The organism is Arcobacter siniprincipis (SeqCode) (assembly GCF_048571125.1).
Classification (GTDB): Bacteria; Campylobacterota; Campylobacteria; order Campylobacterales; family Arcobacteraceae; genus Arcobacter; species Arcobacter siniprincipis.
The window spans coordinates 1988770-2004039 of the sequence record NZ_CP182343.1 but is presented as its reverse complement, the minus strand read 5'-3'; the positions used below and the strand labels follow the sequence as shown (position 1 = coordinate 2004039).

Below are 15270 nucleotides of genomic sequence, written 5' to 3'. Positions count from 1 at the left end.
ATTTTATAAAAGGAAAAAAATTGTTTAAAAATATTTTAAAAATTGCAGTTTTAGGTTTAATAGGTTTTGGATTACTTGTTTATTTTACTGCTGAAAAACCAGAACAAGCAAATCCAAATGTTATTGTAAAAAGTAAGTTAACTTTAGAAAATTTGCCAAAAAATATTGAGCTTGTAGGAAGTAAGAATATTATTTCTTCTAGTGAAGTATTTAAAAAAGGTACTAAAACTTTAGTTATTGTTGGAAACCATGATTCATTATCTGTTATAAAAGATTTGAAAAAATATTTTACTATTGATATCCCATATGTAATGGTTGCAAATATTTCAGCTGCCCCATGGTTTATTAAAAAGTGGGCAATTCCTGGAAAACTAGAAGAGTTGACAAAGGGTTCAAATATACCTATGGTTTATGATTATGATGGTTCTATGGTAAAATCTTTAAATCAATATGATACTTCAAAAACTGGATTTTTTGCATATTTGATTGAGGAAGATGGAAATATTACAAATATTTACACTGGAAAAGTCAAAGAAGATGCAATGGAAGGTTCAATGAATGAAGAAGAAAAGAAAGCTTCTTTACAACCACTAGTTGATTTATTAAAATAAAAAAGGGGTAAAATCCCCTTTTTAATCTAATATTACAAAAAAACTTCTCTTAAATATAAAACTAATTTGAACTTATTATTCTTTTTTAATTAAATAGGGGTATCATTATTACTCAACAATATTTTTTAAAGGAATTAAAATGAAACACGAATTAATGAAACTACCTTATGAAATGGATGCATTGCAACCATTAATGTCAAAAGAGACTTTAGAATTTCACTATGGAAAACATCATCAAACATATGTAAATAATTTAAATAATTTAATAGCTGGAACTAAATTTGAAGATTTATCTTTAGTTGAAATTGTAAAAGATGCTGAAGGTGGTCTTTTTAATAATGCTGCACAAGTATTTAATCATGACTTTTTTTGGAATGGTTTAACTCCTGGTGGATCTACTATCTCTGGTGATGTAGAAGCTGCTTTAGTTGAAGCCTTTGGATCAGTTGAAGAATTCAAAACTCAATTTACAAACAAAGCTGTAACTCATTTTGGTTCAGGGTGGGCTTGGTTAGTTAAAGATTCAAGTGGTAAATTATCAATTGTTTCTACTTCAAATGCAGGAACTCCATTAACTGATGGTTTAACTCCAATTCTTACCTGTGATGTGTGGGAACATGCATATTATATTGATACGAGAAATGCAAGACCTGCTTATTTAGAAAACTTCTGGAAACTAGTTAACTGGGATTTTGTAGCTCAAAATCTTAAATAATTAGAATTTTATTAATCAATTTATTTAAAGGGTCATATTTTATATGGCCCTTTTTTAATATTCATCAAAAATTAAATAGGTGAAAAAATGAACAATATCACAAAACAAGACTCAATTAGAGGTGCTTTTTTTGCATCTATTGTTGCAGATGCTTTATGTTTGGGTAGTCATTATGAATATGATGCAAAAAAAATATATAAAGCATATGGTCAAAAACCTATAGAAAAATTTATGAGTCCAGGTGAAATGATGGGTGGAATGACACATGGAATAGGTTGGGGTGAACAAAACTATCATCCAGGTAAAAAAGCTGGTGGAACTACTGATTATGGGGATTATAATATTCTTATATTAGAACATTTAGCCAAAACTGTAAACCCTATCCAAGAGTTCGATGTAAAAACGATTATTCCCCATTGGATGAATAGACTAGAAAATAGTTGGGGTTCTTGGATTTGTACTATGAGTAGAGAGACTTATGCTCAAGTAAAAAGAGGTGTTAGAGTTGAAGACTTAGGTGGATATTCAAATGCAACAGCCATAAGACACGTGGCAGCTCATGCTTATTATGATGATGAAGAAGTCTTAGTAGATGTGGCAAAAAAAGCTATGTTTACCCATAAAGAATCTCATGCTTTAGGTGGGGCAGAATTTTTTGCTAGAGTTACAAATCGAGTTATAAATGGGACAGAACCTAGAGTTGCCATTGAAGAGGTTGGAAAACTTATGGGTGGTTTTTATCAAGATAAAGTTAATCAGGCAATTGCAAAATATGAAGAAGAATCAAATCCCCAATCTGATTTATCAAAAGAGCAGTTTAGTGATGATTTAGCACTTACCTCAATGGCAAGACTTTGGGATGTGGGGAGAAGTGAACCTATAAAAGTAGGGAAAGCTAGTCCTACTGAAGGAACTATGCCTGGAAGTATTTATTTTATCTTGAAATATGCCAACAAAGAAGATGGTCTTAAAAAAGCACTTCAAGCCAATGCCATGGTTGGTGGTGATAATGCTTCTAGAGGTATTATGATTGGGATGGTACTTGGTGCTTATTTTGGAGTAAATACTATTCCTAAAGAGTGGAAAGAAAGTTTAGACCAATGGGATTATTGTGAAGAGTTATTAAATAAACTACCACTTTTACAATAAAGCAATACAGAGAATAAAATTTCTCTGTATCTTATTCATTTAACCATTCAAAAGCTTCTATTTCATTTTCGAAGTTTTTTACTTCTCCTTGTATAAACCAAGAAGCAATTTTTGAGCCAACTTTTATCCAAGTTTTACTATTGATAATAGCTATTTTCTCAAACTCATTTCCATGTTTAAGACCAATCTTTAAGTCATCCCACGCAGCTTCTAATTCCCAACCATCAAGTTCAGTACAATCAACAATTGCTCTAATTCTAGGGTTTGTAATACCTTCAACGGCTGAATCAATCATTGGAGTTATTGTTTGATAATCTTCATGAGTAAGTGTTCCTATTGCTTTTATGGTAAGTAAAAAACTATTATCAACTTTTTGTATACCAACTGTAAGTTCGTGTTTTCTAGTTTTCATAGTATATTCCTTTTATAAAAGTTTTACTACTATTATTTTACTCTAATTTTTGATGAATTTAAAGAAATAAATTACAAAGTTGATAAAGGAAGGGCTTAAGTTATTTCCTATTCAAAAAAGTTGTTTTTATTTAGGGTATCAACTAATTCTTTAACTGAGGATACTGATTTTTTAAATAGTTCTTTTTGCTCAACTGTTAGATTTAGTTCTATAATTTTTTCAACTCCATTTTTTCCAAGCATTATTGGAACTCCTGAAACTATATTTTCATAACCATATTCCCCTTCTAGTAAAACAGCACAAGGGTAAACTTCTTTTTTATCATGTAAGATTGCTTCTACCATAAGTGAAGTAGAGTGGGCAGGGGCATAGTATGCTGATCCTGTTTCTAGGTATTTTACTATTTGAGCTCCACCATTTTTTGTTTTTTCTACTATATCTTCTATATCTTGAGAACTAAGAACTTCACTTAAATGTACGCCTGCTACTGTTGAGAAGTTTGGTAGGGGGACCATATCATCTCCATGTCCACCCATAACAGAAGCATTTATTTGTCCTGCTCCATATCCTAGTTTTTCTAGAATAAAGTGGCTCATTCTTGCACTGTCTAAAATACCTGCCATTCCTATGATTTGATTTTTAGGAAAGTTTGAAACTTTTAGTGCTGTGTAAACCATCACATCAAGAGGATTTGATACCACTATTATAATTGCATTTGGAGCTTGCTCTTCTATATCTTTTACAACTATTTTCATAATCTTTGCATTTGTAAGAAGTAAATCATCTCTACTCATACCTGGTTTTCTTGGTATTCCTGCAGTTATAACAATAACATCACAATCTTTTAAGTCAGTTGAATTTTTTGCAGCAATTACAAGTGTACTAGAACTTGCAGCATTTGCAGCTTGTGAAATGTCTAGGGCCATTGCTTTTACAATATTTTCTCTAATATCTTTTAAAACTATTTTTTCACAAATTCCTTTTGAAGCTAAAGTATATGCAAGTGTTGAACCTACATTTCCAACTCCAATAATCCCAACTTTTTTATTTTTCATAATGTTCCTTTAAAATTTAAATAAAAAAAGGTAGATCAATTGACCTACCTTTAAATTATACTTAATAAAAATTAACCAATAATTAGATTTAATGTTGCACTTGGTCTTAATGCTTCATTTGCTTTTTCCTCATCTGGTAAATAATATCCACCAATATCAGAAGCTTTTCCATGAGAAGCTACTAATTCAGACATAATTCTATCTTCATTTTCAGCCATTGCTTTTGCAATAGGAGTAAATTCTACTGCCAATTCTTTATCTTCTGTTTGAGCTGCTAACTCTTGTGCCCAATACATAGCTAAATAGAAATGACTTCCTCTATTATCAACACCACCTAATTTTCTTGATGGTGATTTGTCATTTAAAAGGAAAGTTCCAGTAGCTTTATCTAAAGTTGTAGCTAAAATTTTTGCTTTTGCATTATTTTGAGTATTCCCTAAGTGTTCAAAAGAAGCTGCTAATGCCATAAATTCACCTAATGAATCCCATCTTAAGTAAGATTCTTCTGTGAATTGTTGTACATGTTTAGGAGCAGATCCACCAGCCCCAGTTTCAAATAATCCACCACCTTGCATCAATGGTACGATTGATAACATTTTAGCACTTGTTCCAAGTTCTAAAATTGGGAATAAGTCAGTATTATAATCTCTTAATACATTTCCAGTTACAGAAATAGTATCTTTACCTTCTCTCATTCTTTGTAAAGATACTTTTGTAGCTTCTAATGGAGCCATTATAGATATATCTAAACCACTAGTATCATGTTCAGGTAGATATTTATTTACTTTTTTAATCATTTGGGCATCATGTGCTCTATTTGCATCTAGCCAGAAAATTGCTGGAGTATTTGAAAGTCTTGCTCTAGAAACTGCTAGTTTAATCCAATCTTGGATTGGAGCGTCTTTAGCTTGGCACATTCTGAAAATATCACCAACTTCAACATCAAATGAGAATACTGTATTCCCTTCTTTATCTGTAACTTTAAATTGTCCATCACTTGGAGCTTGGAAAGTTTTATCATGTGAACCATACTCTTCAGCTTTTTGAGCCATAAGACCAACATTTGGAACAGTTCCAATAGTTGTAACATCTAATTTTCCATTTTCTTTAAAGTCTTCAATAACTGCTTTAAATGCTTGTGCATAAGATCTATCTGGAATCATAGCGATTGTATCTTCTTCTTTATTATCAGCATTCCACATTTTTCCACCACCTTTAAGCATAGCAGGCATAGATGCATCAATAATAACATCAGATGGTACATGTAAGTTTGTGATTCCTTTAGCAGAGTTTACCATTGCTAGTCTTGGTTGTTTTTTATAAATTTCAGCAATATCAGCTTCGATTTCAGCTTTTTTAGCTGCATCAACTTTGTCTAATTTAGAGTAAAGGTCACCTAAACCATTATTAAAGTTAACTCCTAATTCATCAAATAAAGCTCCGTGTTTAGCAATTAAATCTTTGAAAAATACTTTAACCGCAAATCCAAACATAATTGGATCAGAAACTTTCATCATAGTAGCTTTAAGGTGTAAAGATAATAATACATCTTTTTCTTTTGCTTCTTCAATTGTTTTTGCATAAAACTCTTGTAAAGCTTTTGCGCTCATAATTGTTGCATCAATTATTTCACCTTCAAGTACAGGTAAAGATGCTTTTAATACTGTTTGAGAACCATTTTTGTCAAAGAAAGATATTTTTAAATCGTCTTCTTTTTCAAAAGTTTTAGAAAGTTCATAACCATAAAAATCTCCATGATCCATATGTGCAACTTCAGTTTTAGAATCTTTTGTCCATTCTCCCATTCTATGTGGGTTGTTTTTTGCATAGTTTTTAACAGCACTTGGAGCTCTTCTATCTGAATTTCCTTCTCTTAGTACTGGATTAACTGCAGATCCTAGGATTTTTGAGTATCTAGCAGTGATTTCATCACTTTCATCATAATTAGGTACATTGTATCCTTTTGATTGTAATTCAGCAATTGCTGCTTTTAATTGAGGAATAGAAGCAGAAATATTTGGAAGTTTTACAATATTTACAGTTGGATCTTGAGTTAATTTACCAAGTTCAGCTAAATGATCACCAATTTTTTGATCTTCTTTTAAATTCTCTGGAAAATTAGCAAGAATTCTACCTGCAAGTGAGATATCTTTTGTTACCATTTCTATGCCAGAACTTTTTGTAAAAGCTTTGATAATAGGTAGAAATGAGTAAGTAGCTAAAGCTGGAGCTTCATCAACTTTTGTGTAAATAATTTTTGACATTTTTGTTCCTTGGTTTATTTAAGTTTTCGTGTAGGTCATATTATCATTATTTTATACATAATATTTTAAATAACTACCAAGAAAGAAACAGTTTAAATTTCTTGTTTCAATACTTCTCAACTAATTAACTGTTTTCCAAAGATTTTTTATAGTTTTTTTTGATTCTGGCATATCTTTTTTTGGAAATACTTTTTTTTCTTCTACTCTTTTTACATTTTTTAACTTGTTTATATTATTTATATGTTCTTTATAAGTATTTGTAAAAAGATGTTTTCCAGTGCTTTTATCTCTATAAAAATATAAGTATTGACTTTTTGATGGAAAAATTGCAGCTTTTATAGCATCTAAACTAACTGCACAAACTGGATTATCAGGTAAATCAGCATATTTGTATGTATTGTATGAAGAAGTGTCTTCTCTTATCATTTTTGATGTTACTTTAGTATGTGAGTAAGCTCCATAGTTTAAAGTACCATCCATTTGCAAGGGCATTCTTTTTTTAAGTCTATTTTGAATCACACTAGATATTGTTGACATTTCAGTAACATCTGCTGCTTCTTTTTGTATTATTGAAGCGATTATTACATATTTGTACCAGCTTTTTTTTATATAATGACCAAATATCTTATTTGAAAACTCTTTATACTTATTATTTGTATATGAAATTAAATAAAAAACAATGTGATCTTCATCCATTCCTATTGGCAGATTATATGTTTCTGCTAAAATATTACCATCAAGTTTGTATGCATATTTGTTATAAGCTTCTTGAAGTTTTGGAAAAGATAGTTTTAATTTTTTGGAAATTTCTTGTAAGAAGTAATATGCTGTTTCTCCTGGAATCAATGTTAATGATTTTAAAGCTGCTTTTGAAGTAAGAAGTCTACTTATAAAGTCAGCCTTAGTCATTTTTGTAGCTTTTAAATCAATCCAACCACTTTGAGGATAACCTTTTGCTTTAATAATTATTTTATCAATAATATTTAAGTCATAGCCTGATTTATTTAGGTATGTTATAATATAATTCGTACTCCCTTTAGGTATAAAAATTACTTTTGAAGATGATAAGGGAATTGTTATATAAAAAAGTATTACGATACTAAATACTAGGATTACTTCTATAATGTTACTAAAAAAAATTATTGCTTTTATTTTATTCTTTTTATCACTAATGTCATTTTTAGTTTTTTTCTTAATTAATGGTATCAATTTGGATTCATTCTCTTTTGGTAATTTTTCAGTTTCGAAATTCTATATTAAAATTGATAAGAAACTCATTGTACGAATAGATGAAATAATTATAAAAGATAAAAAAACAGAAGTTCATAGTTCTTTTGAAGATATAAAATCAATGATAAGTAAAGCTCCTATGATTTTGGATTTCTTTCAAAGCATTAATATAGAAACTATGAAAATAGCAGACAACACTTTTAAAATAAGATTAGATGATGATTATATTTATATAGACAATAAGTTTGTAAATATAGCTTCACAGTATTCAAAAGAGGGCGATATCTTAAATTTAAATATTTATTCTATTTATTTAAAAGATATTGATTTATTGCTTTTGGGAAAAATAAAATTAGATCTATCTAATAATATTTTAGTTTTTTTAGGAAAATATGATTATAAAAATTTAGTAAATGGTCAATTAAATATTCAGACAAATAAAGAAGAACTTGACTTTTTTATAAATTCTGGTGAAATGAAAGATATTAAATTTTTAAAAAAATATGTAAGTTTAGACAAAATAGCTGAGTCATGGATGTATGATAATGTAAATGGAAAAATCTATTTAGATTATTTATATGGAAAATTTAATTTAAAAACTCTTACTCCCATTTTAAAAAGTATCAAAGGATATGCAAGAGTTACAGATGCAAAAGTAAAATTTCATGGTGATTTAGATGCTGTAGAAACACCTCTTATAAATTTGCAATATGAAAATGATGGTTTACTTATTAATTTAGAAAAACCAACTTTCAAAGGTATAAACATTGATGGTAGTTTTGTAAATATACAAGATATGACAAGTTTGAAATATGGGCATGTTGATGTAACCTTAAAAGCTACTCATATGCTTGATGATAATGTCTTAGGCATTTTAAAAGCTTATAAGATAAATCTTCCCATAAAACAACTATCAGGCTCAACCGATGCTAATGTTCATTTATATATACCTTATGATGCACCTATGAAGACTTTTGGGGTATTTAAAAGTAAAGATTCAACTTTTAAGATAAATGATTTTGAGTTTTATTCAAAACAAGGAAGTGTTGATTTAATAAATAGTGATGTAATTATAAAAGATACTGATTTTGTACATAAAGATATGATAGATGCAAAAGTAAATTTAAAAATCAATACTAAAACTATGGATTCAAAAGGTAATGCTTTATTAAACAAACTTTTAATTAAAAGTGATAATCAAGAAATTGTAAATTTTGAAAATAAAAAAATTGATTTTGCTATAGATTTTAAAGAAAATACAAAATTTACTATTGATGATGTGGATACTCAAATTTTATTTCAAAATAATAGTACAGATATAAATATCAAAGATATAGGAAAAATATATCCGTATTCGAAACTCTTAAAAGATTTAGATATTAAAAAAGGCGATATATCTATAAAACTAGATGATAAAAGTAATATTAGCTTTTTAGCAAATTTATATGAACTTAATCTGCCTTTAAAAAAAGAAGGAAGAAAAATAGATAGTTTAAGACTATTTGGATTGATTAATGATAAACAAACTACTATTAATACATATTCAAATGACCTTAAAATCGATATTATTAAAGATAAAATTAATTTGATAATTAATTCTTATGATATTGATTTATCTGATGATAAAAATAAAAACAACATAGGAGAAGATTTAAGTATTAGGTTAATAAATTCCAATATATTGTTAAAAGACAATAGTTTTTATTCTATGGATTCAAATATAGATTTAATCAAAGATAATGTTTTCTTTGATGGGACTTTTGGGAAACTTGATATTCCAATTACTGATGGAAAAAATAAAATTAAGACATTAAATATAAAAGGATATTCTAAAAAAGACTTAATAAAAGTTATTTCAAAAGATAAAAATATTGATTTAACTTTAAAAAATGATGATGATTTATATTTAAAATTAAAAAACTTTGATTTGATGTATGATACCGAAACTACAAGTGTTGACAAATACAAAAATGTAAAGATTGAAGGTAAAAATTCAAATATAATTGTTAATAGTAAATACAAAGTTTTATCAGATAAATATAATATAACGGCTAATGAGAACAAAGCTATATTTGCTTTAAATTATTTAAATGGAAAAATAAAATATATAAAAGATATTAATGATAATATTAGTTTAGATGCAAAAGATATTAATGATAACTTTGTAAATACCTTTTTTGATAAAGAATTAATAAAAGGTGGAACATTTTCTTTAACTGCTGATGGAAAAGATAATTTCATGAGTGGGAAAATGCTTTTTGATAAAAATAGAATATTAAATTTAAATATATTAAATAATATAATTACTTTAGTGAATACAAGTCCTGCTCTTATTAACCCTTTATTAGCTATCCCTGCAGTTTTTGGGATGGTAACAAACGGTGGATTTAATTTAAATGGATATGCAGTAAATGAAGGATATGTAGATTTTACTTATGATTTTGATAATAGAATTTTAAATTTACTTAAGATTCATACAATTGGTAATTCGGTTGATTTTGATGGCTATGCAACGATTAACTTAAAAGACTCGACTGTGGATTCAAGTGTTGATCTTATTTTCATGAAAGATTATAGTAAGATTGTTAATTTTATACCAGGATTAAGTTATATCTTTTTAGGGGATGATAAACGAGTTTCTACAAAAGTTGATATTACAGGTAATTTAAATGATCCTCAAATAAATACAAATCTAGCAAAAGATTCTATATCTGCACCAGTTGATGTTTTAAAAAGAATAATTACTTCACCTGCAAAGTTATTTGAAAAGTAAAAGTTTATTCGTTTCTTAAAACATCAATAACATCAATTTTAGTAGCTTTTGATGCAGGGTAATAAGAAGATAATAATATGATTAGTACTGAACCAATCATAATTGATATGAAATCAATCATATCTAAATCCAAAGGAAGTTTACTAGTTCCATAAACATCAGCTGGGAGAGAAATAATATTAAAATTATCAAGTATAAAAATACCAAAAAAACCTAAAAATGTACCAATTGTAATACCAGAAAAACCAATTACAATACCAAGTTTTAAAAATATTTTCTTTATCTCTTTATTTGTTGCACCCATTGATAAAAGTAGGGCTATCTCTTTTCTTCTACTCATAACTGTCATAAGTAATGATGAAATAATATTAAGTGAAGCTACTAATATAATCAACATCAAAACAACAAAAAGTGCCTTTTTTTCTAATGCCATTGCAGAGAAGAAGTTTCCATTTTGTTGCCACCAACCAATTACTCCAACACCTGGATAATTTTGAAGTTCTTTTTCTAATAATTTTATGTCATTAAATGCATCATCTGAATAGATATGAATACCATCATAATAATTATCACTCTTTCTTAGTATTGTTCTTAAAGCAGCAGCTGATGTGTACATATATGAATTATCATATGCATTTAACCCTGAACTAAAAGAACCCTTATAATTAAATCTTTTCATTTTGGGCATCATTGAAAAGCCATTTGGATTTAAAGAAGTAAAATACATTGTTACTTTACTATCATCATATAAATAAAGTTTATCAGATGTTCCAATTCCTGTAATTAAATCATATTTATTTAACACTAAGTTTTTTGTAGCTTTTTCATATATTGAGTTTATTTTAGCTTCTCTTTTAGGGTCAACACCAAAAATAAGACCGCCTGATATCTTTTCATCATATTGCACTATTGCTTGAGAAGATATATAAGGGGAAAATTTTAAATTTGGAAATTTTTTTTCAAGTTTATTAAGTAAATCATCATTTATCCCATTACCAAACTTTGCATATACAGATAAAGGATAATTCATTGTAAAAAGTTTATCTTTAAACTCTTTTTCTGTTCCATTCATAATAGCCATTGTTATGATAAGTACCATAACACCAACAGCTACACCAACAAATGCTAAAATTGCACTTATTGATATAAAAGGATTTTTTTTGTCAAATTTTAAGTATTTTTTGACAATAAAGTTAATAAGTTGATTATTCAAATTATTTACCTGCTATTAATCCTCTTTTAGGACCACTTACTCCACAACATTGTTTGTATTTTTTACCACTTCCACAAGGACAAGGATCATTTCTAGCTATTTTCTTTTCTGCTCTTGGAGCTTCTTCAAAGTTAGTTGAAATATTTTCAGAAGCTTCTATCATTTTTGCTTTCATAGCTTCAATTGCTTCTTTTTCTTTCTCTTCTTCTTGAGAATCTCTTAATTGAACTGTGAATAATATTTTGATAATCTCATTTTTAATATTTGCAATAAGTTCTAAGAACATATTGTAAGATTCTTTTTTATATTCAACTAATGGGTCTTTTTGATTATATCCTCGTAGACCAATACCAGTTTTTAGGTTATCCATTGAATATAAGTGCTCTCTCCAAGCATTATCTAGAATTTGTAAGTAAAGAATTCTCTCTATTTCAGCTTTTTGTTCAGGAGCTGCCATACTCATTTTTTCTTCATATACTTCTTTTATGATTGTAAGTAGTTTCTCTTGTAAATCATCAAAAGATTCTGATTTGATATTTTCTAATGTAAGTTCTAAGTTTAATTCTTCTTTTACTTTGTTAATAATAAAGTCATAATCAAAATCTTCTGCTGCCATACCATTTATGATATTTGCATGAATAAGTAAGTTTGTTATATATTCAGCTCTATTTTCATCAAGTTTTTCAGTAATTTTAAAATTAGGGTCTAATAAATCATTTCTAAAGCTATAGATTACTTTTCTTTGTTTATTTGCAACATCATCATACTCTAGAAGATGTTTTCTACTCTCAAAGTGCATCGTTTCAACTTTTTTCTGTGCATTTTCAACAGCTCTTGTTACCATTTTAGATTCGATATGTTCACCTTCTTCAATACCTAATCTTTCCATAATACCTTTTATCTTATCACTTCCAAAGATTCTTAAAAGATTATCTTCTAATGATAAATAAAATTGAGAAACACCAACATCACCTTGACGACCAGCTCTTCCTCTTAACTGATTATCAATTCTTCTACTTTCATGTCTTTCCGTTCCAATAATTGCTAATCCACCAAGGTCTAGGATTTCTTTGGTTAATTTAATATCAACTCCCCGTCCTGCCATATTTGTAGCAATCGTTACTGCACCTTTTTGTCCGGCATCAGCAATGATTTTTCCCTCTTTTTCATGTTGTTTTGCATTTAAAACTGTATGAGGTATTTTTTTCTGTTTTAATATTTCATGTAATTTTTCTGATTTTTCAATTGAAGCAGTACCTACAAGTACTGGTTGACCTTTTTTATGAAGTTCTGCTATTTTGTCACAAACTGCATTGAATTTTTCTCTTTCACTTTTGTAAATAAGGTCATTTTTATCATCTCTTTGAACGGGAACATTTGTAGGAATAGATACAACATCTAGATTATAAATTTCTGCAAACTCTGTTGCTTCTGTTTGTGCAGTTCCTGTCATACCAGCTAGTTTGTCATACATTCTAAAGTAATTTTGGAATGTAATATCTGCTAGAGTTTGTGATTCATCTTGAATAGAAACATTCTCTTTTGCTTCAAGTGCTTGGTGCAAACCTTCAGAAAATCTTCTACCTTCACTCAATCTTCCTGTAAATTCATCTACAATGATTACTTCATTGTCTTTTACAACATAATCAACATCTATTTCAAATACATAATTGGCTTTAAGTGCTTGGTCTAAAGTATGAGATAGGGTTGCATTTTCAAGTAAATAAAGATTCTCAACTCCAAATAACTCTTCTGCTTTTTTTTGACCTTGTTCTGTTAAAAGTACAGATTTACTTTTTTCATCAACAATAAAATCACCAGTTGTAACAGCATGTTCATCTGCTCTTTTTGGTTCAATTTTTTCACCTTTTTCAAGTTGTTTGGCGATCTGATTAGCTTTTGCATAATCTGAACCTTTTCTATTTGAAGGTCCTGATATAATAAGAGGAGTTCTTGCTTCATCAATTAAGATTGAATCCACTTCATCTACGATTACAAAATGATGTTGTCTTTGCACACATTCATTTAAATCGTAATTCATATTATCTCTTAGATAGTCAAATCCAAACTCATTATTTGTTCCATAAGTGATATCACAAGCATATTGCGCTTTTCTTTCTTCTTCATCTCTAATATCACCTAATATTGTACCAACAGTAAATCCAAGGAAATTATATAAAGGAGATAGTTCAGCAGCATCTCTAGAAGCCAAATAGTCATTTACTGTAACTACATGAACCCCTTTGCCTGTCATAGCATTTAATATAACGGGTAATGAAGCAACTAAAGTTTTACCTTCACCTGTTTTCATCTCTGCTATTCTTCCATCATGTAAAACCATACCACCTATTAATTGAACATCATAATGTCTCATATTTAGGACTCTTTTACTAGCTTCCCTAATTATCGCAAATACATCATTTAAAATATCATCTAATTTTACTGATTCACTTTGAACATCACTTTTTAAGGTTTCAAATGTACTTTTTAGTTCATCATCACTCATTTGCTCATACTTTGGTTCAAGTAGAGTTATAGTTTCAGCTCTTTTCTTATATCTTTTTACTTCTTTATCATTTCTCGTACCAAAAATTTTTGAAAAAATATTTAACATAAAATATAGTCCTTTTCCGTTATAATCCGATGATTATATAAAAAAGAAGGTTAAATTATGTTTTATAAAGTGATTTTTGTTGTAATGTTTGTATTATCTGTATTTTTGGAAGCATCTCCTTTGAATAATATAAAGTCCTTTGATGCAGATTTTGAACAAAAAATTATTAATCCATCAAAAAAAGAAATTTTATATAGTGGACATTTATACTTAAAAGATCCGTATTATATTTTATGGCAATACAAAGAACCTATCAAAAAAAGTGTATATATTGTAAATGATTTTGCAATTATTGATGAACCAGAATTAGAACAAGCAATATTAACTAAACTTAAAAATGAAATTGATATTCTTAATCTAATAAAAAATGCTAAAGAAATCTCAAAAAATAGGTATGAAGCAGATATTTATGATGTAAAATATAATCTTTTTACAAAAGATAATAGAATAAGTAAGATTGAATATAAAGATGCTCTTGAAAATAATGTTATTATTACTTTCTTCAATGTAAAACAAAATGGACATATTGACGATGACTTATTTAAATTTTTGCCACCTGAAAATTATGACATAATAAGAAAGTAATTATTTTTTAGCTAAAATTCCAATCTTAAAGGTACAACAGACAATAGCTTGAAGTAATTCAAGAGGAAAGTCCGGGCTGCAGTGAAGCAGGGTTCCATCTAAAGGATGGCTAGGGAGACCTAAGGGATAGTGCAACAGAAATTAAACCGCCATTTATGGTAAGGGTGAAACGGTGAGGTAAGAGCTTACCAGTGTTTTGAGTAATCTTAACAGCTTTGTAAACCCAACTCGCAGCAAGAAGAGACGGTATTTAGCTTCACAGTTTTTCTCTTCGCAGGATTGTTTAAGTAATTTAACAACTAGATAAATTATTGTCTAATACAAAACGCGGCTTATAGTTGTACCTTTATTGTCTCATCTCTTCACAAATATCAACCTTCATTCCTTCATGGTAACTACAGTTTTTACCACATTTATAAGTTCCAGTTGACTCTAGACCTTTTTCTTTTAAAACACCCAATGATACATCTTTACAAGTTGCAAAAGTAGGGAACTTTGTAGGTGAAATCATGCTTCTTTTTGTGTTGGTTTTATCAGGGTAGATATAAGAAGTCCATTCTTCTTTTGTCTCTCCACCAAAAAAACAGCCAGTAAATATGCTTAAGGTAAGGCATATAAGTAAAATATTTTTTATCATTTGTTCTCTTTG

12 protein-coding genes and 1 other RNA gene are annotated in these 15270 nt (G+C 28.4%); 6 read left to right on the top strand and 7 right to left on the bottom strand.

Annotation, left to right across the window (positions count from 1 at the left end; genetic code table 11):
• Positions 1–20: 20 nt before the first annotated feature.
• The 3 genes from ACNI3D_RS10055 to ACNI3D_RS10045 all read left to right on the top strand — a co-directional run bounded on the left by ACNI3D_RS10055 (position 21) and on the right by ACNI3D_RS10045 (position 2475).
• Entirely contained in the window at positions 21–611 is a 591-nt protein-coding gene (locus ACNI3D_RS10055) for a hypothetical protein (RefSeq protein ID WP_419766888.1), read from the top strand.
• A 139-nt stretch (positions 612–750) separates the two neighbouring features.
• The gene (locus tag ACNI3D_RS10050) at positions 751–1326 is read left to right on the top strand and encodes a superoxide dismutase (RefSeq protein ID WP_129101051.1); all 576 of its coding nucleotides are present in this window, start codon (positions 751–753) and stop codon (positions 1324–1326) included.
• Between the two features lie 87 nt (positions 1327–1413).
• Entirely contained in the window at positions 1414–2475 is a 1062-nt protein-coding gene (locus tag ACNI3D_RS10045; protein ID WP_419766887.1) for an ADP-ribosylglycohydrolase family protein, read from the top strand.
• 31 nt (positions 2476–2506) lie between these two features.
• Here the strand turns inward: ACNI3D_RS10045 and ACNI3D_RS10040 are convergent, their stop codons facing one another.
• From ACNI3D_RS10040 to mltG, 4 genes are all read right to left on the bottom strand, one after another.
• Positions 2507–2887 carry a SpoIIAA family protein gene (locus ACNI3D_RS10040; RefSeq protein WP_419766886.1) on the bottom strand — a complete coding sequence of 127 codons (381 nt, stop codon included), beginning with the start codon at positions 2885–2887 and terminating at the stop codon, positions 2507–2509.
• 107 nt (positions 2888–2994) lie between these two features.
• A complete protein-coding gene (gene mdh, locus ACNI3D_RS10035) occupies positions 2995–3942 on the bottom strand; it encodes a malate dehydrogenase (protein ID WP_419766885.1) in 948 nt (315 codons plus the stop codon).
• Positions 3943–4013: 71 nt separating this feature from the next.
• Positions 4014–6206, bottom strand: coding sequence for an NADP-dependent isocitrate dehydrogenase (locus tag ACNI3D_RS10030; RefSeq protein ID WP_419766884.1), 2193 nt, complete (start codon positions 6204–6206; stop codon positions 4014–4016).
• Positions 6207–6326: 120 nt separating this feature from the next.
• Positions 6327–7415 (bottom strand): endolytic transglycosylase MltG, encoded by a 1089-nt coding sequence (mltG, locus tag ACNI3D_RS10025; RefSeq protein ID WP_419766883.1) that lies wholly within the window; start codon positions 7413–7415, stop codon positions 6327–6329.
• 1 nt (position 7416) lies between these two features.
• Here mltG and ACNI3D_RS10020 point away from each other — a divergent pair, with 1 nt between their 5' ends.
• Entirely contained in the window at positions 7417–10209 is a 2793-nt protein-coding gene (locus ACNI3D_RS10020; protein ID WP_419766882.1) for a YhdP family protein, read from the top strand.
• Positions 10210–10213: 4 nt separating this feature from the next.
• Here ACNI3D_RS10020 and ACNI3D_RS10015 read toward each other — a convergent pair whose 3' ends face one another.
• Positions 10214–11422, bottom strand: a complete 1209-nt coding sequence (locus ACNI3D_RS10015) for an ABC transporter permease (RefSeq protein WP_419766881.1) — start codon at positions 11420–11422, stop codon at positions 10214–10216.
• Position 11423: 1 nt separating this feature from the next.
• Entirely contained in the window at positions 11424–14036 is a 2613-nt protein-coding gene (secA, locus tag ACNI3D_RS10010; RefSeq protein ID WP_419766880.1) for a preprotein translocase subunit SecA, read from the bottom strand.
• Between the two features lie 57 nt (positions 14037–14093).
• On the opposite strand from secA, the gene lolA reads away from it, so the two are divergent.
• Positions 14094–14621: a LolA-like outer membrane lipoprotein chaperone gene (lolA, locus tag ACNI3D_RS10005; protein WP_419766879.1), complete on the top strand. Its 528-nt coding sequence runs from the start codon at positions 14094–14096 to the stop codon at positions 14619–14621.
• A gap of 28 nt (positions 14622–14649) precedes the next feature.
• An RNA gene (rnpB, locus tag ACNI3D_RS10000) (RNase P RNA component class A) lies at positions 14650–14972 on the top strand.
• Here the strand turns inward: rnpB and ACNI3D_RS09995 are convergent.
• A complete protein-coding gene (locus ACNI3D_RS09995; protein WP_129101041.1) occupies positions 14968–15258 on the bottom strand; it encodes a hypothetical protein in 291 nt (96 codons plus the stop codon). The genes rnpB and ACNI3D_RS09995 overlap by 5 nt on opposite strands.
• Between the last annotated feature and the right edge of the window lie 12 nt (positions 15259–15270).

Excerpts from the sequence above, each read along its gene's own strand:
- ACNI3D_RS10045 (WP_419766887.1), top strand. The coding sequence starts at position 1,414 with ATGAACAATATCACAAAACAAGACTCAATTAGAGGTGCTTTTTTTGCA.
- ACNI3D_RS09995 (WP_129101041.1), bottom strand. The coding sequence starts at position 15,258 with ATGATAAAAAATATTTTACTTATATGCCTTACCTTAAGCATATTTACT.
- lolA (WP_419766879.1), top strand. The coding sequence starts at position 14,094 with ATGTTTTATAAAGTGATTTTTGTTGTAATGTTTGTATTATCTGTATTT.
- secA (WP_419766880.1), bottom strand. The coding sequence starts at position 14,036 with ATGTTAAATATTTTTTCAAAAATTTTTGGTACGAGAAATGATAAAGAA.
- ACNI3D_RS10030 (WP_419766884.1), bottom strand. The coding sequence starts at position 6,206 with ATGTCAAAAATTATTTACACAAAAGTTGATGAAGCTCCAGCTTTAGCT.
- ACNI3D_RS10040 (WP_419766886.1), bottom strand. The coding sequence starts at position 2,887 with ATGAAAACTAGAAAACACGAACTTACAGTTGGTATACAAAAAGTTGAT.
- mdh (WP_419766885.1), bottom strand. The coding sequence starts at position 3,942 with ATGAAAAATAAAAAAGTTGGGATTATTGGAGTTGGAAATGTAGGTTCA.
- ACNI3D_RS10050 (WP_129101051.1), top strand. The coding sequence starts at position 751 with ATGAAACACGAATTAATGAAACTACCTTATGAAATGGATGCATTGCAA.